Consider the following 17,771-nt stretch of genomic DNA (forward strand, 5'->3'; position numbering starts at 1 on the left):
CCCACAACGGGCGGCCTGCCAGGGCGTGCCACGCGCGGGGCGGGGCGAGGGGAAACGCGGAACGCCGGGGTCCCGTGGCGGGATCCCGGCGCTCGGAGGTACTGGCGGGTGCCGTCAGCGCAGACGGGCCATCAGGGCGTGCTCGACGAGCGTGATGAGCGCGCTCTTGGCGTCTCCGCGGTGGCGCGCGTCGGTGGTGATGATCGGCGCGTCGGGGCCGATCTGGAGGGCCTCGCGGACCTCCTCCGGGGTGTACGGCTGGTGGCCGTCGAAACCGTTCAGGGCGATCACGAACGGCAGGCCGCTGTTCTCGAAGTAGTCGACCGCGGGGAAGCAGTCGGCGAGGCGGCGGGTGTCGACGAGGACGACGGCACCGATGGCGCCGCGGACGAGGTCGTCCCACATGAACCAGAAGCGGTCCTGGCCCGGCGTACCGAAGAGGTACAGGATCAGGTCCTGGTCCAGGGTGATGCGGCCGAAGTCCATGGCGACCGTGGTGGTCGTCTTGTCACCGGTGTGGGTGAGGTCGTCGATGCCCGCGCTGGCGGACGTCATGACGGCCTCGGTGCGCAGCGGGTTGATCTCGGAGACCGCGCCGACGAACGTGGTCTTGCCCACGCCGAAGCCGCCCGCCACCACGATCTTCGCGGAGGTGGTGGAGCGGGGAGCCGCTCCGCCGTTAGAGCTTGCGAAGTCCACTGAGCACCCTTTCGAGCAGTGTCACATCTGGCTGGCCGCCGGCAGACTCGTCGCCGCCGGGCTGGTGAATGGCGACAAGGCCCGCCTCCGCCAGGTCGGCGACGAGGATGCGGGCGACACCAAGAGGAATGGAGAGGAGTGCCGAGATCTCCGCGACGGATTTGATCTCCTGGCACAGACGGCAGATGCGCTGGTGCTCGGGCAACTGCCCTTGCAGCCGCGCGGGATCGGCCGTGGTACTGACCAGCGCCTCGATGGCGAGCTGGTAACGCGGCCGGGTACGGCCGCCGGTCATCGCGTACGGACGCACCAGCGGGTTGTGAGCCTTGGGGGCCTGCGGCTGGGAGCCGCGCAACGGCTGCTGCGAAGGGCGCTGCGGCTGCTGGTGGTGCTGGGGCTGCTGGGGCTGACCGTACGGCTGCTGCTGGTAGGGATTGTGCTCCGGCATCTGACGGCTCGGAGCCGAGGGGAAGTTGAATCGGTTCTGGTCGTGCCCACCCTGCGGCTGCTGCGCGCCGCCATAAGGATGTCCTCCGGGTGTTGTCACGTTTCCTCCTCCGACTCCAAGAACGCAGTACTCCCTGTGGAACCGCGCCACCGCACCCTACGGTGCGATGACGCGAAACACACGGCCTGTCTGTCAGTTGAGCAGGCTTCCCTGCAGTTCCGCGCGCAGGTCCGGGGTGAGGACGCTGCCCGCGCGGTCCACGAGGAGGGCCATCTCGTAGCCCACGAGGCCGATGTCGCACTCGGGGTGCGCGAGCACCGCGAGCGAGGACCCGTCGGAGACGGACATGAGGAAGAGGAACCCCCGGTCCATCTCGACCACGGTCTGGTTGACGGCGCCACCCTCGAAGATGCGGGAGGCCCCGGCGGTCAGCGAGGTCAGACCGGAGGCCACGGCCGCCAGCTGATCGGCGCGGTCGCGCGGGAACCCGTCGGACATCGCCAGAAGAAGGCCGTCGGCGGAGACCACCACGGTGTGGGACACCCCTGGGGTGTTGTCCACGAAGTTGGTGATCAACCAGTTCAGGTTCTGTGCCGCCTGGCTCATCGGGCTCACACTAACGCTCCTGGTCATAGCTGTTACTTGACTGCTCGGAACCCGCGCTGCGTCCCTGCTGGACACCGCGGCGCAGGTTGCTCAACCTGCCCCGGACGTCCTCCGGTGCGCGGGAGACCTGGGGGCCGCCCTGCGGGGTCGTCTCCGCAGCGCCCTCGACCAGGTTGGCCTTGGGCACCCGCCGAGGGAGACCGGACGGGGTGACCCCGCCCGCCTTCGGCTCGCGGAGCTTGCCGGCCTGCTGCCAGCGCTCGTCGTTGCGCGAACGCCAGGCGGCGGTGCCTTCTGTTTCCTCCGGGGCCCGCTCCGCCTCAGTGGGCTGCTGCTGACGCTGCGGCCGCTGCTCGAAGAGGGATCCGGTGGACTCCGCTTCCTGCTGTGCCGGCTGCCACTGCTGCTGGCTGCCGCGTCGCGGCAGGCCCGCTCCGGTCATCTCGTGACCGGTGTCGGCAGCGGCGCCCGGACGGTCGAAGCCTACGCGGTCCCGGGCCGGTTCGGGAGCGGCCTGGGATTCCGATTCGGCCGCGTACTCCTGCTGGTAGGAGCCCGGGAAGGTGTTCTGCGCGGGCCACTCGGCCTGCGCGGACTGCTCACCGTAGCCGCCCTCGTACGCCTGAGCGGGCTGCTGCTGTTCCTGGTAGCCGTCTTCCGGATAGGCATAGCCCTGCTCCGGGTACGGCGTGTAGGCCTGCTGCTGCCGGTCGTCCTCGTACGGGGGTTCGTACGCGGGTGCCTGCTGCTGCTCGTAGCCCTGGTACGGCTGGTACGCGTGCTCCGGCTGAGGTTCCGGATACTCCTGGCCGGGCTGCTGCTCCTGGCCGGGCTGCGCCTGCTGACCCTGCGGGTAGCCGAGCTGCGCCTCCAGCTGCGCCCTGCGCTCCTCGCGGCCCAGCGACCGTACGACCGGGTCCAGGGGCGGCTCGGCGCCGTCCTGGCCGCCCTGGGCGTCGTAGCGCGAATCGTCGAAGCCGAGCTCGGCGGCCGTCCGCAGCGGGGCGGGCAGCTGGGCCTGCTGCTGCGGGATCATCGACGAGACCGTGAAGTCGTCGTCCGGGATGCCCTCGCCACCGCCACCGTGGGTGATGGCGTCCGGGAGCATCACCAGCGAGGTGGTGCCCGCGGCCTCGCCCGAGGGGCGCAGCTGGACGCGGATGTCGTGGCGGTCCGCCAGCCGGCCGACCACGAAGAGACCCATGCGCTGCGAGACCGCGGCGTCCACGGTCGGCGGGTTGGCCAGCTTGTGGTTGATGTCGGCGAAGTCCTCGGCGGTGAGGCCGATGCCCTTGTCGTGGATCTCGACCATCACGCGGCCGTCGGGCAGACGCGTGGCGTTGACGCGGACCTTGGTCTGCGGGGAGGAGAACGTGGTGGCGTTCTCCAGCAGCTCGGCGAGCAGGTGCACGAGGTCGGTCACGGCCTGGCCGTGGATCTCGGCCTCCGAGACGCCCGAGAGCTCGATGCGCTCGTACTGCTCCACCTCGGAGGAGGCGGCGCGCAGCACGTCGACCAGGGGGACCGGCTGGTCCCAGCGGCGGCCCGGGTTCTCACCCGCGAGGATGAGGAGGTTCTCGCCGTTGCGGCGCATACGGGTGGCGAGGTGGTCCAGGCGGAAGAGGTTCTCCAGCTGGTCCGGGTCCGCCTCGTTGTTCTCCAGGTCGGTGATGAGGGTCAGCTGGCCCTCGATCAGGGACTGGTTGCGTATGGAGAGGTTGGTGAAGATCGCGTTGACGTTCCCTCGCAGGAGCGCCTGCTCGGCGGCGAGCCGGACCGCTTCCCGGTGGACCTGGTCGAAGGCGCGGGCGACCTCGCCGATCTCGTCGCGGGAGGTGATCGGGATCGGCTGCACCCGGGTGTCGACCTTGCCCGGGTCGGTGCGCGAGAGCTGGTCGACGAGCATCGGCAGGCGCTGCTCGGCGATGTCGAAGGCGGAGCTGCGCAGGCGGAGCATCGAGCGGCTCATCTGGCGGGCCATCATGCCGGCCAGGATGAAGGCGGCGAGCAGGGCCACGACCACGATGGCGCCGGTGAGGATGGCGTCGCTCTGGGACTTGTCGGACACCGCGACGGCGTCCTGGACGGCCTTGTCGAGGAGGTCCTTCTCGATCTCGGCGTAGCCGTCGAACTTGGCGGTGGCGGCGGCCTGCCAGGCGGGGGCGGTGGTGCCGCCCAGCGCGAGCTTGGCGGGCTTCTCGCCGCCGGCTATCGCCTCGGTCATGCCGGTGAGGGCGGAACCGTTGACCACGGGCGGGGCCTTGAAGGTGCTGCCTGACTGCTCGGCGGCCGTCTTGGCGGCGGCGAGCTTCTCCGCGCCCTCCTTGGCCTTGTTGCCCATGACCTCCTTCAGCCGGTTGGTGTCCTCGTCGGTGCCGGCGGCGACGTACTCGCCGATGGCTATCTCTTCGAGGTAGGCGTAGGAGGAGAAGGCGACGAGCTGGGCCTTGCGGACGTTCTCGTCCTCGTTCGGGCGCACCAGCAGGTGCGTGCCGACGGAGCGCTGGAGCGAGTTCGCGGCCTTGGCCAGCTCCACCGCGTAGACCATGCGGCCGTAGCTGGTGACGTTTCCGGTGCCGAGGCCCAGTTCGTTGGAGAACTGCATGAGGTAGTGCTGGACCAGCACGTACCCCTCTTCGGTCGGAATGGGGCCGCCCTGCGCGGGGAGGTTCTTCTTGGCGGTCTCCGGGATGGCGTACGCCGTCTTGCGGACCTGCTCCAGCTTGGGCTCCTCCTGGCGGAAGAGCTGGAGGCGGCGCTCCAGACCCTGCTTCTTCGGCAGGCCCTTGACGGCTTCGCCGAACTTGGCCTTCGCCGCGTCGGTGGCCGCGTAGGCCTTCGTCACGACCTCGTTGGTGCGGTCGCCCTTCAGCAGGGGCTCCGCCGTGAGGTCGCGCTCGTTCAGGAGCGCCTGGCCGTATTCGGTCGCGGCCTGGACGATCCGCGCGGTCTGCTCGGCGTCCTTCGCCTCGTTCCAGTTGTCGACCGAACCCTTGACCTGGAAGCCGCCCATGACCAGTCCGACGAGGACGGGTACGAGGAGGATGGCGTTCAGACGGGTCGGCACGCGCCAGTTACGGGGCGAGAGCTTGCTGGTGCTGCCGCTTCTCGCGGGTGGTTCCACGGGCACGTCGACGGGCGACGTGGCCGCGCGCGGCGGCGGGGTGAAGTTGCCGCGCGCGGGTTCATCCGCGGGGCTCGAGTTGCTTCGCCTCACTCGACCAACAACCTCTCGGCGGTGCTACTAGCTAGTTCGATGAATTCCAGCACGGCCAACGGCCCTGTTCCAAACAGTTGGAACAGGCCGTTCCTAGGGCCTTATGACCCACATAAACCGGACATAAAGAGCGAGCTGCGGCAAAAACGGGGCCAGTTGTGCGCTCTGTGACACCGCCCGAACGCACGCTGTGCCCAACTGGCGGCAATTCTCTGTCGAAACGTTATGAACGACAGGGGCGGGCCGTGTCCGATGACACAGCCCGCCCCGGCGTATTCACTTGCGAACCGTGCTACTTGAGACGCGCCATCAGCGCGTGCTCGACGAGCGTGATGAGCGCGCTCTTGGCGTCCGCGCGGTGGCGGGCGTCGGTGGTGATGATCGGGGCGTCGGGGCCGATCTGGAGGGCCTCGCGGACCTCCTCCGGGGTGTACGGCTGGTGTCCCTCGAAGCCGTTGAGCGCCACGACGAACGGCAGGCCGCTGTTCTCGAAGTAGTCGACCGCGGGGAAGCAGTCGGCGAGGCGGCGGGTGTCGACCAGCACGATGGCACCGATGGCGCCGCGGACGAGGTCGTCCCACATGAACCAGAAGCGGTCCTGGCCCGGCGTACCGAAGAGGTACAGGATCAGGTCCTGGTCCAGGGTGATGCGGCCGAAGTCCATGGCGACCGTGGTGGTCGTCTTGTCACCGGTGTGGGTGAGGTCGTCGATGCCCGCGCTGGCGGACGTCATGACGGCCTCGGTGCGCAGCGGGTTGATCTCGGAGACCGCGCCGACGAACGTGGTCTTGCCCACGCCGAAGCCGCCCGCCACCACGATCTTCGCGGAGGTGGTGGAGCGAGGAGCCGCTCCGCCGTCAGAGCTTGCGAAGTCCACTGAGAACCCTCTCGAGCAGCGTTACATCCGGCGTTCCGCCGGCCTCTCCATTGCCCGGCTGGTGGATGGCCACCATTCCGGCCTCCGCCAGGTCGGCGACGAGGATCCGGGCGACACCGAGCGGCATCGACAGCAGTGCGGAGACCTCCGCGACCGACTTCACCTCGCGGCACAGGGTGCAGATGCGCTGGTGCTCGGGGAGCAGGGTCGAGAGGTGCATCGGGTCGGCCGTGGTGCTGACCAGTGCCTCGATGGCGAGCTGGTAGCGGGGCCGGGTGCGGCCGCCGGTCATCGCGTACGGACGCACCAGCGGCTGGTCGCCTTCCGAGTACGCATCTCCGTACGCATCGGGATAGGCGGGGGGCGGGGTCATTGATCCTCCGGGCTGGACAGCAGTGGTCAGCGTGCCGTCTGACGGGGCGGCCGGTGGGGGGACGTGATGACGGCCTGGCGGGGGTACTGGGTTCCGGGTACGGGGGCCCGGCCCCCCGGCCGGAAGTACCGTCCGGCCGGGAGGTGACGAGTCAGATGAGCAGGCTTCCCTGCAGTTCCGCGCGCAGGTCCGGGGTGAGGACGCTGCCCGCGCGGTCCACGAGGAGGGCCATCTCGTAGCCCACGAGGCCGATGTCGCACTCGGGGTGGGCGAGCACGGCCAGGGAGGATCCGTCGGAGACGGACATGAGGAAGAGGAACCCGCGGTCCATCTCGACCACGGTCTGGTTGACGGCGCCGCCCTCGAAGATCCGGGAGGCCCCGGCGGTCAGCGAGGTCAGACCGGAGGCCACGGCCGCCAGCTGATCGGCGCGGTCACGGGGGAACCCTTCGGACATCGCCAGAAGGAGTCCGTCGGCGGAGACCACCACGGTGTGGGACACCCCTGGGGTGTTGTCCACGAAGTTGGTGATCAACCAGTTCAGGTTCTGTGCCGCCTGGCTCATCGAACTCAACTATCGCTCCTGCTGGTAAGTGGGGTCGATGTGGTAACTGCCGGTCGCGGGGCCGGAGGTACCGGCCTGACGCCCCTGCTGGATACCACGTCGGAGGTTGGTGAGACGGCCGCGGACGTCGTCCGGGGCGCGCGATACCTGCGGGCCCGCCTGGGCCTCGGCCTGCTGCTGCGCGGTCCCGGCGACGAGGTTCGCCCGCGGTACCCGTCGGGGCAGCCCCGAGGTCGTGATGCCGCCGGCGGCGGGCTGGCGCACGCGCTCGGCCTGCCTCATCAGCTCGTCGTTCGGGGACGACTTCCAGCTCACCGTCGGGGAGCTGCCGGTGAGGGCCGTGGCGGGCTCGGCCCCGAACTCCTGGCCACGCTGCTGCTGCTGCGGAGCGGCGGACTGTTGGGGCTGCTGCGGCTGCTGGGGAACGGCCGGGGCCTGCCCGGAGGACTGAGCGCCCTCCTGGTGGACCCAGTTCGACTCCAGCGTGTCGAAGATCGGGCTACGGACCTCGCCGGTGTGCTGCGCCGGGGCCGGCGGCAGCGCCTCCGCCTGGTAGGCCTGCGGCAGCCGCGGAGCCTCGGCCCGCGGCAGGTCGGCGCGCGGAGCCGGTACGGGCGCCGGGGCGTAGCCGCCCGGCTGCTGCGCCTGCTGCTGCTGCGCCTGCTGCTGCTGGGCCTGGGGCCGCTGCTCGCCGTAGCCGCCCGCGCCGGGGCCGCCCGGGCGGGCGAACTGGCCGGTGGCGGACGGGTCCAGCGGGCCGCCGAGCTGCGGGCGCTCGAACTGGCCGGTCGTGCTGTTGCCCGGGTGGGGGCCGGTGGCCTGCGGGGGCGGGGCGTTGAAGTCCGGACGGGCGAACTCGGCCGTGGAGCCGGGGCCCGACAGCTCGTCGTGCCCGCGCGGGACCTCCTGGCCACCCTGGCCGGAGCCCCAGCTGGCGGCCTGCGGCTGACCGGCGGGGGAGGCGCCCGTACCCGGAAGCTCCGGGCGGGGGGCGCCGCCGCGCGGCGGCAGCTGCGGACGCCGGCGCTGGACGGGGGCCTGGGGGGCGGACTGCTGCTGGGACTGCTGGGACTGCTGCGGCTGCTGGGGGTGCGACTGCTGCCCCTGCTGGCCGAACTGTCCCGGCTGCGGCTGCTGCTGCGGCCGCTCGAAGCCGTTGCCCTGGGGGAAACCGGGGGGAGGGGACACCGGCGGGACGCCGGCCGGGCGCGCCTGCGGGCCGCCGCCGAGGAGACCGCCCTGACCGCCCTGACCGCCCTGACCGCCCGAAGCGCCGCCCTGACCGCGGGCCGGCAGCGGAGCGCCGGCGCCGAAGGCACCCTGGCCCTGCGCCTGGCCCGGAGCGCCGCCGGGACCGCCCTGCGGACGCTGCTGGCCCTGGCCACCGTCACGTCCCGGCAGGGCGGCGCGCTGGGCGCCGCCGGAGACCTGGCCGCGCTGCTGGCCGGCGCCCACGGGGGGACGCGTACCGGCGCCGGGCACGGAGGCCTGCCCACCGGGGCCGCCCTGACCGCCCGCGGGACCGCCCTGGCCGCCCGCCGGGCCGCCCTGACCGCCCTGGCCCGGCATGGGACCCGGCTTCTTGCCGCCCTGGGCGACGTCCACCGGGAGCATGACGAGGGCCGTCGTACCGCCCGAGTCGGAGGGGCGCAGCTGGATGCGGATGCCGTGTCGCAGGGACAGGCGGCCGACCACGAACAGACCCATGCGGCGGGAGACGGAGACGTCCACGGTCGGCGGCGCGGCGAGCCGCTCGTTGATCGCGGCGAGGTCCTCGGGGGAGAGGCCGATGCCGGTGTCGTGGATCTCGACGAGCACGCGCCCGTCGGGCAGCGCGTGACCGGTGACCTTGACCTTGGTCTGCGGAGAGGAGAACGAGGTGGCGTTCTCCAGCAGCTCGGCGAGCAGGTGCACGAGGTCGTTGACGACGCGGCCGGCCACGTCGGTGCCGGGCACCGACGAGAGTTCGATGCGCTCGTACTGCTCCACCTCGGACGCCGCCGCGCGGAGCACGTCGACGAGCGGGACGGGGCGGGTCCAGCGCCGGCCCGGCTCCTCGCCCGCGAGGACGAGGAGGTTTTCGCCGTTACGGCGCATGCGGGTCGCGAGGTGGTCGAGCTTGAAGAGCGAGGACAGCTGGTCCGGGTCGGCCTCGCGCGACTCCAGCTCGGAGATGAGCGAGAGCTGGCGCTGGATGAGGCCCTGCGAACGGCGCGAGAGGTTGGTGAACATCGCGTTGACGTTGCCCCGGAGGAGGGCCTGCTCGGCGGCGAGGCGGACGGCCTCGCGGTGCACGTCGTCGAAGGCCGCGGCCACCTGGCCGATCTCGTCGCGGGTGTGCAGGCCGACGGACTCCACGGAGGTGTCGACGTCCTGCGGGTCCGACTCGGAGAGCTGCTTGACGAGCTCGGGCAGACGGTCCTGGGCGACGCGTGTCGCGGTGTCCTGGAGCCGGCGCAGCGAGCGGATCATGGACCGGGCCATGATGAAGGCGCCGACGAGCGAGACGCCGAGGACGAGCAGGATCAGGGCACCGTTGATGATGGCGTCCTGCTGCGACTGGCTCTTGAGCTCGCGGGCCTTCTGCTCCATGTCCTCGAGCAGGGTGAGCTCGATGACGCCCATCGCGCGGAGCTTGGTGTCGTCGGCGTCGTACCAGTCCATCCAGGACCGGTTCTTCTCCTTGCCGAACTGCCCCTGGGTGCTCAGCACGCGGCGGGCGTAGTGGTCGGCGGTGCCGATCTCCGTGTTGCCGTCGCCGAGCGCCGCGAGGAGTTCCTCGGGCTTGCCCTGGTAGACGAGTTCGAAGGTCTTCTTCTGCTGGCTCTCGCCGCGCAGCGCGGAGAGCGCGTAGAGGCGGTCGTTCTCCTCCAGCTTGCCCGGCTTGTCACCGCTCTCGGGGAGCGAGGCGGCGACGATCGCGCGCTGGATGGAGGCGTACTCCTTGGCGGAGGAGAAGGCCGCGAGGGCGCGGGTGCGCTTGATCATCTCGGGGCTGGACGTGGCCTGGGCCATGTCCTGCGAGAGCGAGAGCAGCGAGACGATCAGCGCGTTGTACTCGGTGACGGTCTGCTGGGCACCGTTCTGGTACGCCTTCTTGCGGATGTCCTCGATGCCGGTGAGCTGGCGGCCGATCTGCAGGATGTTGTTGCGGATCGACTTGAGGGTCTCGTCCTTGTCCTGCGCGTTGTCGACCTTGTCGGTCGCGGCGGCGAAGGCCTTGGCGGCGGCGTCGGTCTGGTCGCGGACGCCCTGGACGAGGCTGTTGGGCTTGTCCGCCGGGGGCTTGTCGGGGCCCTTGGCGGCGGCGTTGGCGACCGACAGCGGACCCGCCGACTTGTCCCGCTCCTCCTGGAGCATGGCGGCCAGGTTGGTGGCCTGCCGGGTCATCGTCGTCAGCAGCTGCATGTGCTCCAGCTGGGCGATGTCGTTGAGCGAGTCGTTGATGCGGAAGCCACCGAGCGTGGTGGCGGCGACGACCGGCAGCGTCAGCAGCGACACCAGTCGCGTGCTGATGCGCCAGTTCTGCATGGCGAGACGGGAACCGGGCCCACTGGGGGCCTTCGGTATCGCCGTGTCGGGCTCGGCCGGTTCGCCCGGGCCCTTGGCCCGGGCGGGCTTGGCCGCCTTGACGGACTTCCCGCGGCCCTTCGCCTTGGCCGGGGCCGGGGCGACGGGGCCCGCTCCTTCGACAGCCGGCCCGCGGTTCTGGGCGTGCTGGGGTGAGGAGCCACGGTCGGTCCCGCCGCGCGGCTCCTGCTCCGCAGCAGCGTCCCCACGTCCCTGGCGGGCCTGGGGAGACCCCTTGCCATCCCTCTTGAATCGTCCCTGCACTAGCGTCGCAACCTCTGGACCAGGCGTCCCGCCGGATGAACGGCGGCACGGTGTCGAGTCGTGGGGCACTGACGGCCCCATGGTGGTCGTCGGTGACCGGCGCGTCTCCCTCTCCTTGCCACCGCGCTCGGCGCTGTCTCGCGCCACCTGCGCGCCGGCTGATTCCCGCGGCGGTCCCGCGAATTCCAGCACAGTGGGGGATCTCCAACAAGGTGCGCGTGTCGCCCCGGCGAGCCGGTCACGTTTCGTAATGGGCGGGCTACGCGACGTGGAACCGCTATCGGGATGAATCGGACTTACGCCAATCAAAGCTTGCGTCTGGCAAGGTGTCCCAGTCCTGATGATCAGGAGCGGAATGGCTCATTCAGTGGCGCAATGTCCGTTTCTCCGGGCGGAATTGACTGCCCATTATGCCCGGATTGCCCGGTCATTGGTGAGCAAACTCACACGGCCGTGGCCATTACTTCCCGGTTCAGCCGGGGATTCAGATGTTTAGCCTTGCCTTTTAAAGGGTTGGCGCCACACCCGGCGCATCCGACGACCCCCACCCCACGAGCGAGCCGAGGGCCCGAAACTCCGATGAAGACGACGATGATGTTCCGCAACATAGCCAACCCCCGCCGCACCACCCTCGCGCACCTCAAGGACGCCGAGGAACTGCAGGCGGCCCCGGCCACCCCGGAGCACTCCGTCGAGCTGCCGGCCCAGACCGCGAACCCGCGCCGCACCGTCCTGATGGACGCGCCCGTCGCCGTCGCCGCGCAGTAGTACCGCGGCGCAGGACGCGAAGCGCCGCCGCCCGCCGCGTTAGCCTGGAGTCCGCAGACTCCAGCCAGCGGAAACATCCAGAGGGGCAGACGCAACACGTGCGCATCGCCAGGTTCTCGATCGACGGAAACGTCGCCTTCGGCGCGGTCGAGGGCGACGCCGCCCCCGGCGCCGGGGCGGAGCTCGTGCTCGACATCATCAAGGGCATCCCCTTCGCGGACTTCGAGCTCTCGGGCACGAAGGTCCCGCTGAGCAAGGTCCGGCTGCTGCCGCCGGTGCTCCCGAACAAGATCGTGGCCGTGGGCCGCAACTACGCGGAGCACGCGGCGGAACTCGGCAACACCATCGTCGACAGCGAAGGCCGTCCGGACGCCCCCATCACCTTCTTCAAGCCCTCCACCTCGGTGGTCGGCCCGGGCGACCCGATCACGTACCCCTCCTTCTCCCAGGACGTCCACCACGAGGCCGAGCTGGCCGTGGTCATCGGACGCATGTGCCGCGAGGTGCCGAAGGAGCGCGTCAAGGACGTGATCCTCGGCTACACCTGCGCCAACGACGTCACCGCCCGCGACGTCCAGCAGCGGGAGAAGCAGTGGGCCCGGGCCAAGGGCTTCGACAGCGCCTGCCCGCTCGGCCCCTGGATCGAGACCGGCCTCGACCCGGCGGCGATCGCCGAGGGCCTGGCCATCCAGTGCACCGTGAACGGCGAACAGCGCCAGCTCGGCCGCACCAGCGACATGGTCCGCTCGGTTGAGGAGCTGATCGTCCACATCAGCGAGGCCATGACCCTGCTCCCGGGCGACGTCATCCTCACGGGGACCCCGGCCGGAGTCGGCCCCCTCAACGTCGGCGACGAGGTCGCCGTCACCATCGAAGGCATCGGCACTCTCACCAACAAGGTGATCAAGCGTGGCTAACGCGAACTCCCCCAAGCTCTCGACTCCGCTCGAGCAGGGGGCACCCCCCCGCGTACGTTTCTGTCCCTCCCCGACCGGCAACCCCCACGTGGGCCTGGTCCGCACCGCCCTCTTCAACTGGGCGTTCGCCCGCCACCACGGCGGTACGTTCGTCTTCCGCATCGAGGACACCGACGCGGCGCGCGACTCCGAGGAGTCCTACGCCCAGCTGCTCGACTCGCTGCGCTGGCTCGGCTTCACCTGGGACGAGGGCCCCGAGGTGGGCGGCCCGCACGCCCCGTACCGCCAGTCCGAGCGCATGGACATCTACGCGGACGTCGCGCAGCGCCTGCGCGACGGCGGCTACGCGTACGACTGCTACTGCACGACCGAGGAGCTGGACGCCCGCCGCGCCGCCGCCCGCGCGGCCGGCAAGCCCTCCGGCTACGACGGCCACTGCCGCGAGCTGACCCAGGTGCAGCTGGAGGCGTACCAGGGCGAGCACCGCCCCTCGATCGTCCGCTTCCGGATGCCCGACGAGACGATCACCTTCACGGACCTGGTCCGCGGCGAGATCTCCGTCACCCCGGAGAACGTCTCCGACTTCGGCATCCTGCGGGCCAACGGCGCCCCGCTCTACACGCTCGTCAACCCCGTCGACGACGCGCTGATGGAGATCACGCACGTGCTGCGCGGCGAGGACCTGCTGTCCTCCACCCCGCGCCAGATCGCCCTCTACAAGGCGCTCATGGAGCTCGGCGTCGCCAAGGGCGTGCCCGAGTTCGGCCACCTGCCGTACGTCATGGGCGAGGGCAACAAGAAGCTCTCCAAGCGCGACCCGGAGTCCTCGCTCAACCTCTACCGCGAGCGCGGCTTCCTGCCCGAGGGCCTGCTGAACTACCTCTCGCTGCTGGGCTGGTCCTTCTCCAAGGACCGGGACATCTTCTCGATCGAGGAGATGGTCGCGAAGTTCGACATCCCGGACGTCAACGCGAACCCGGCCCGCTTCGACCTGAAGAAGGCCGAGGCGATCAACGCCGACCACATCCGGCAGCTGGACCCGAAGGCCTTCGCGGACGCCTGCGCCCCCTGGCTCACGGCCCCGCACGCCAACTGGGCGCCGGAGGACTTCGACGCCGAGGCCTGGGCGCGCATCGCGCCCCACGCCCAGACCCGTGTGACGGTGCTGTCCGACATCACGGCGAACGTGGACTTCCTCTTCCGCAAGGAGCCGGTCGAGGACCAGGCGTCCTGGGACAAGGCCATGAAGGGCGAGCCCACGGCCCTGCTGACCACGGCCCGCGAGAACCTGGCCGGCGCCGACTGGTCGGACCCGGAGTCCCTCAAGCAGGCCGTCCTGACCGCCGGTGAGGCCCACGGCCTCAAGCTGGGCAAGGCGCAGGCGCCGGTCCGCGTGGCCGTCACCGGCCGCACGGTCGGCCTGCCGCTCTTCGAGTCCCTGGAGATCCTGGGCAAGGAGCGCTCGCTGGCGCGCATCGACGCGGCGCTGGCGAAGCTCGCCGCCTGATCCGCACCCCGCGAAGGGGGCGGCGGCCGACCCGGCCGCCGCCCCCTTCGGCGTTGCCGGAGCGCTCGTACCGTCCCCGGCGAGGACGCCGGCGGCCCCTGACGGACTTCTCCGTCGTGCCCCCGCCCGGCGGCGCCGCGGCGTAGGCTCGCCCGTATGCCGATCCGCGCCGTGCTGTGGGACATCGACGACACCCTGTTCGACTACACGGGTGCGGACGCGGCGGGCCTGGCCCGGCACCTCGTCGACGAGGGCCTGGGCGACCGCTACGGAACCCCGGCGGAGGCCCTCGCCTTCTGGCGGCGCCTCACCGAACTGAACTGGGCCCGCTTCGCCGCCGGCGAGGTCACCTTCCGGGGCCAGCGCCAGGACCGGGTACGGGACTTCCTCGACGCACCCGGGCTGAGCGCCGAGCTGGCCGACGCCTGGTTCGACCGCTACGTCGCGCACTACAAGGCCGCCTGGGCGCTCTTCCCGGACGTGGTGCCCGCCCTGGACGCCCTGGCCCACGGCTACCGGCACGGCGTGCTCACCAACTCCTCGGCCGCCAACCAGGACCCCAAGCTCCGCCACCTCGGGCTGCGCGACCGCTTCGAAGTGCTGGTCTGCGCCGCCGAGCTGGGCGTCAGCAAGCCGGACGCCGCCGCCTTCCTCGCCGCCTGCGAGGCGCTCGGCCTGCCCCCGGGCGAGGTGGCGTACGTGGGGGACCAGCCCGAGATCGACGCCCGGGGAGCCCGCGACGCCGGTCTGGAGGCGGTCTGGCTCGACCGCGACGGCGGCCGCGGCCCGGGCCCGGCGGGCGTGCACCGGATCGCCGGACTGGAGCGCCTGCCGGAGCTGCTGGCCACAGATACCCGTTTTGGAGCACGGTCAGGCATCCGGTAATGTTCTTTCTGCGCCGCCGGAGCGGGCCGAAAGGCCGGACACGGAGGCGCTAACCAAACGAAAGCCCCTCAAGGGGTTGAAGTTCGGTGGGCTATAGTGTAATTGGCAACACGAGGGTTTCTGGTTCCCTTATTCTAGGTTCGAGTCCTGGTAGCCCAGCGCAGTTCAGCAGTAACGCAGTGCTTGCCCCCGTTGTGTAGCGGCCTAGCACGCCGCCCTCTCAAGGCGGTAGCGCCGGTTCGAATCCGGTCGGGGGTACAGATCCTTCCCGTGAGATGTCCAGGGTCGCACCCAGACGTTTTGATGCAGGATCGCTAGGGCCCCCGTTGTGTAGCGGCCTAGCACGCCGCCCTCTCAAGGCGGTAGCGCCGGTTCGAATCCGGTCGGGGGTACAGTGTCTAGCTGGTCTAGACCTTTGGGCTATAGTGTAATTGGCAACACGAGGGTTTCTGGTTCCCTTATTCTAGGTTCGAGTCCTGGTAGCCCAGCGTAGTACCGAAGTAACAGCTAGCCCCCGTTGTGTAGCGGCCTAGCACGCCGCCCTCTCAAGGCGGTAGCGCCGGTTCGAATCCGGTCGGGGGTACGCACAGGAGAGGCCCTCCGCGATCATCGCGGAGGGCCTCTTCGCTGTTCCCGGAGCCGCCCGGGGCGGACAAGTACGGGCCCGGAGGCGCGAGTCAGGACGTGTGCGGCGTCGTTCGCGCCCCCGGACCCGGGGGTGGTGGGAGGTCGGAGGTGCAGGCTCAGCCGGAGCGGCGCAGGGCCTCCGTCAGGCGGGCGGCCGCGTCGATGACGGCCTGGGCGTGCATGCGCCCCGGGTGCCGGGTCAGGCGCTCGATCGGCCCGGAGACCGATACGGAGGCCACCACGCGGTTCGACGGCCCGCGCACCGGCGCCGAGACGGAGGCCACGCCGGGCTCCCGCTCGCCGATCGACTGGGCCCAGCCGCGGCGACGTACGCCGGACAGGGCCGTGGCCGTGAAGCGCGCGCCCTGAAGGCCTCGGTGGAGCCGCTCGGGCTCCTCCCAGGCCATCAGGATCTGCGCGGCCGAGCCGGCCTTCATCGGGAGCGTGGAGCCCACCGGGACCGTGTCCCGCAGGCCCGACAGCCGCTCGGCGGCCGCCACGCAGATGCGCATGTCGCCCTGACGACGGTAGAGCTGCGCGCTCTCGCCCGTCACGTCACGGAGGTGTGTGAGCACCGGTCCGGCCGTCGCCAGCAGGCGGTCCTCGCCGGCCGCGGCGGCAAGCTCTGCCAGCCGCGGACCGAGGATGAACCGGCCCTGCATGTCCCTCGCCACCATCCGGTGGTGTTCCAGTGCCACGGCGAGGCGATGCGCCGTGGGTCGTGCGAGCCCTGTCGCCGCGACCAGCCCGGCGAGGGTGGCCGGACCGGACTCCAGTGCGCTCAATACCAGAGCTGCCTTGTCGAGAACGCCGACGCCGCTAGAGTTGTCCATGAAACGATATTCGCGTCTCACACTGTGAAACGCAAGTTCAATTTTTCCAAGAACCAGCGAGTCTGTATGTGCGGGTCCACGAACCACTGGGTCCGAGCCGTCGTTCCGCACGTGGGGTAGCGGGCGATCAGGCGCTACAGATCTCTAATAAGCGCCGGCCCGACCGGCCGGCCGGAGGGAAAGCGATGGGTAGGACACTCGCGGAGAAGGTCTGGGACGACCATGTCGTCCGGCGCGCCGAGGGCGAGCCCGATCTCCTCTTCATTGATCTCCACCTGCTGCACGAGGTGACCAGCCCGCAGGCCTTCGAGGGTCTGCGTCAGGCCGGCCGCAAGGTCCGACGCCTCGACCTCACCATCGCGACCGAGGACCACAACACCCCCACGCTCGACATCGACAAGCCGATCGCGGACCCGGTCTCCCGGGCCCAGCTGGAGACGCTGCGCAAGAACTGCGCCGAGTTCGGCGTCCGCCTGCACTCCCTGGGCGACGTCGAGCAGGGCGTCGTCCACGTCGTGGGCCCCCAGCTGGGTCTGACCCAGCCCGGCACCACCGTGGTCTGCGGCGACTCGCACACCTCCACGCACGGTGCCTTCGGCGCGCTGGCCTTCGGCATCGGCACCAGCCAGGTCGAGCACGTGCTGGCCACCCAGACGCTCCCGCTGGCCCGCCCGAAGACGATGGCGATCACCGTCACCGGCGCGCTGGCCGAGGGCGTCACCGCCAAGGACCTGATCCTGGCGATCATCGCCAAGATCGGCACCGGCGGCGGCCAGGGCTACATCCTGGAATACCGCGGCGAGGCCATCGAGAAGCTCTCGATGGAAGCCCGCATGACCATCTGCAACATGTCGATCGAGGCCGGCGCCCGCGCGGGCATGATCGCCCCCGACCAGACCACCTTCGACTACCTCCAGGGCCGCGACCACGCCCCGGCCGGCGAGGAGTGGGACGCGGCGGTCGCGTACTGGAAGACGCTGCACACCGACGAGGACGCGGTCTTCGACGCGGAGGTCGTCATCGACGGCGCCGCACTGGCCCCGTTCGTCACCTGGGGCACCAACCCGGCCCAGGGCGCGCCCCTGTCGGCGAACGTCCCCGACCCGGCTTCGTACGAGGACGCTTCGGAGCGCAACGCCGCCGAAAAGGCCCTGGAGTACATGGGGTTGACCGCCGGACAGTCGCTGCGCGACATCCGTGTCGACACCGTCTTCGTAGGTTCCTGCACCAACGGCCGCATCGAGGACCTGCGGGCCGTCGTCGGCATCATCGAGGGCCGCAAAGTCGCCGACGGCGTACGGATGCTGGTCGTCCCGGGCTCCGTCCGGGTGGCCCTCCAGGCCGTGGAAGAGGGCCTGGACAAGGTCTTCAAGGAGGCCGGCGCCGAATGGCGGCACGCGGGCTGCTCGATGTGCCTGGGCATGAACCCCGACCAACTGGCGCCCGGTGAGCGTTCCGCGTCCACCTCCAACCGCAACTTCGAAGGCCGGCAGGGCAAGGGCGGACGCACCCACCTGGTCTCCCCGCAGGTGGCCGCCGCCACCGCGGTGCTGGGCCATCTGGCCTCTCCCGCCGACCTGTCCGAAGCCCCCGTGAACGCCGGAGTCCGATAACC

At 70.6% G+C, this 17,771-nt stretch carries 14 protein-coding genes and 5 tRNA genes; 10 read left to right on the plus strand and 9 right to left on the minus strand.

The annotated features are described in order from the left end of the window. Positions 1 to 114: 114 nt before the first annotated feature. The 8 genes from ACFYYT_RS07315 to ACFYYT_RS07350 all read right to left on the minus strand — a co-directional run bounded on the left by ACFYYT_RS07315 (position 115) and on the right by ACFYYT_RS07350 (position 10,619). Positions 115 to 699: an ATP/GTP-binding protein gene (locus ACFYYT_RS07315; protein WP_136214583.1), complete on the minus strand. Its 585-nt coding sequence runs from the start codon at positions 697 to 699 to the stop codon at positions 115 to 117. Next, positions 680 to 1,246 carry a DUF742 domain-containing protein gene (locus tag ACFYYT_RS07320; RefSeq protein ID WP_351831615.1) on the minus strand — a complete coding sequence of 189 codons (567 nt, stop codon included), beginning with the start codon at positions 1,244 to 1,246 and terminating at the stop codon, positions 680 to 682. Before ACFYYT_RS07320 ends, ACFYYT_RS07315 begins: the two co-directional genes overlap by 20 nt. A 93-nt stretch (positions 1,247 to 1,339) precedes the next feature. Continuing rightward, positions 1,340 to 1,753 carry a roadblock/LC7 domain-containing protein gene (locus tag ACFYYT_RS07325; RefSeq protein ID WP_030037347.1) on the minus strand — a complete coding sequence of 138 codons (414 nt, stop codon included), beginning with the start codon at positions 1,751 to 1,753 and terminating at the stop codon, positions 1,340 to 1,342. 10 nt (positions 1,754 to 1,763) lie between these two features. After that, positions 1,764 to 4,970, minus strand: a complete 3,207-nt coding sequence (locus tag ACFYYT_RS07330; RefSeq protein WP_351831617.1) for a nitrate- and nitrite sensing domain-containing protein — start codon at positions 4,968 to 4,970, stop codon at positions 1,764 to 1,766. Between the two features lie 292 nt (positions 4,971 to 5,262). Further along, positions 5,263 to 5,847 (minus strand): ATP/GTP-binding protein, encoded by a 585-nt coding sequence (locus ACFYYT_RS07335; protein ID WP_266573764.1) that lies wholly within the window; start codon positions 5,845 to 5,847, stop codon positions 5,263 to 5,265. Then, the gene (locus tag ACFYYT_RS07340) at positions 5,828 to 6,220 is read right to left on the minus strand and encodes a DUF742 domain-containing protein (RefSeq protein WP_351831676.1); all 393 of its coding nucleotides are present in this window, start codon (positions 6,218 to 6,220) and stop codon (positions 5,828 to 5,830) included. The genes ACFYYT_RS07335 and ACFYYT_RS07340 overlap by 20 nt, the downstream gene beginning before the upstream one ends. 151 nt (positions 6,221 to 6,371) lie before the next feature. After that, entirely contained in the window at positions 6,372 to 6,785 is a 414-nt protein-coding gene (locus tag ACFYYT_RS07345) for a roadblock/LC7 domain-containing protein (protein ID WP_008739864.1), read from the minus strand. A gap of 9 nt (positions 6,786 to 6,794) precedes the next feature. Then, positions 6,795 to 10,619, minus strand: a complete 3,825-nt coding sequence (locus ACFYYT_RS07350; protein ID WP_388607098.1) for a nitrate- and nitrite sensing domain-containing protein — start codon at positions 10,617 to 10,619, stop codon at positions 6,795 to 6,797. 579 nt (positions 10,620 to 11,198) lie between these two features. Here ACFYYT_RS07350 and ACFYYT_RS07355 point away from each other — a divergent pair. The 9 genes from ACFYYT_RS07355 to ACFYYT_RS07395 all read left to right on the plus strand — a co-directional run bounded on the left by ACFYYT_RS07355 (position 11,199) and on the right by ACFYYT_RS07395 (position 15,279). Further along, positions 11,199 to 11,387 carry a hypothetical protein gene (locus tag ACFYYT_RS07355; protein ID WP_351830602.1) on the plus strand — a complete coding sequence of 63 codons (189 nt, stop codon included), beginning with the start codon at positions 11,199 to 11,201 and terminating at the stop codon, positions 11,385 to 11,387. Positions 11,388 to 11,485: 98 nt separating this feature from the next. Beyond that, a complete protein-coding gene (locus ACFYYT_RS07360) occupies positions 11,486 to 12,304 on the plus strand; it encodes a fumarylacetoacetate hydrolase family protein (protein WP_351830600.1) in 819 nt (272 codons plus the stop codon). Then, positions 12,297 to 13,811, plus strand: coding sequence for a glutamate--tRNA ligase (gltX, locus tag ACFYYT_RS07365; protein ID WP_351830598.1), 1,515 nt, complete (start codon positions 12,297 to 12,299; stop codon positions 13,809 to 13,811). Before ACFYYT_RS07360 ends, gltX begins: the two co-directional genes overlap by 8 nt. Before the next feature lie 156 nt (positions 13,812 to 13,967). Next, complete coding sequence (locus ACFYYT_RS07370) at positions 13,968 to 14,696, plus strand: HAD family hydrolase (RefSeq protein ID WP_351830595.1); 729 nt, start codon at positions 13,968 to 13,970, stop codon at positions 14,694 to 14,696. Positions 14,697 to 14,783: 87 nt separating this feature from the next. Continuing rightward, positions 14,784 to 14,855 (plus strand) — tRNA-Gln (locus tag ACFYYT_RS07375). A gap of 26 nt (positions 14,856 to 14,881) precedes the next feature. Then, a tRNA-Glu gene (locus ACFYYT_RS07380) sits at positions 14,882 to 14,954 on the plus strand. A gap of 61 nt (positions 14,955 to 15,015) precedes the next feature. Further along, positions 15,016 to 15,088, plus strand: a tRNA-Glu gene (locus ACFYYT_RS07385). 24 nt (positions 15,089 to 15,112) lie between these two features. After that, positions 15,113 to 15,184, plus strand: a tRNA-Gln gene (locus ACFYYT_RS07390). Between the two features lie 22 nt (positions 15,185 to 15,206). After that, positions 15,207 to 15,279: transfer RNA gene (locus ACFYYT_RS07395), tRNA-Glu, on the plus strand. Positions 15,280 to 15,439: 160 nt separating this feature from the next. Here ACFYYT_RS07395 and ndgR read toward each other — a convergent pair. Continuing rightward, positions 15,440 to 16,156, minus strand: a complete 717-nt coding sequence (gene ndgR / locus ACFYYT_RS07400) for an IclR family transcriptional regulator NdgR (protein WP_007266782.1) — start codon at positions 16,154 to 16,156, stop codon at positions 15,440 to 15,442. 185 nt (positions 16,157 to 16,341) lie between these two features. Between ndgR and leuC the strand changes: the two genes are divergently transcribed. After that, complete coding sequence (gene leuC, locus ACFYYT_RS07405) at positions 16,342 to 17,769, plus strand: 3-isopropylmalate dehydratase large subunit (RefSeq protein WP_351830592.1); 1,428 nt, start codon at positions 16,342 to 16,344, stop codon at positions 17,767 to 17,769. The last annotated feature ends 2 nt before the right edge of the window (positions 17,770 to 17,771 follow it).

The sequence above is a fragment of the Streptomyces sp. NPDC002032 genome, from assembly GCF_042890765.1.
Classification (GTDB): Bacteria; Actinomycetota; Actinomycetes; order Streptomycetales; family Streptomycetaceae; genus Streptomyces.

Coding starts and splice junctions, on each gene's coding strand:
- ACFYYT_RS07355 (WP_351830602.1), top strand. CDS start 11,199: ATGAAGACGACGATGATGTTCCGCAACATAGCCAACCCCCGCCGCACC.
- ACFYYT_RS07370 (WP_351830595.1), top strand. CDS start 13,968: ATGCCGATCCGCGCCGTGCTGTGGGACATCGACGACACCCTGTTCGAC.
- ndgR (WP_007266782.1), bottom strand. CDS start 16,156: ATGGACAACTCTAGCGGCGTCGGCGTTCTCGACAAGGCAGCTCTGGTA.
- ACFYYT_RS07340 (WP_351831676.1), bottom strand. CDS start 6,220: ATGACCCCGCCCCCCGCCTATCCCGATGCGTACGGAGATGCGTACTCG.
- ACFYYT_RS07345 (WP_008739864.1), bottom strand. CDS start 6,785: ATGAGCCAGGCGGCACAGAACCTGAACTGGTTGATCACCAACTTCGTG.
- leuC (WP_351830592.1), top strand. CDS start 16,342: ATGGGTAGGACACTCGCGGAGAAGGTCTGGGACGACCATGTCGTCCGG.
- ACFYYT_RS07325 (WP_030037347.1), bottom strand. CDS start 1,753: ATGAGCCAGGCGGCACAGAACCTGAACTGGTTGATCACCAACTTCGTG.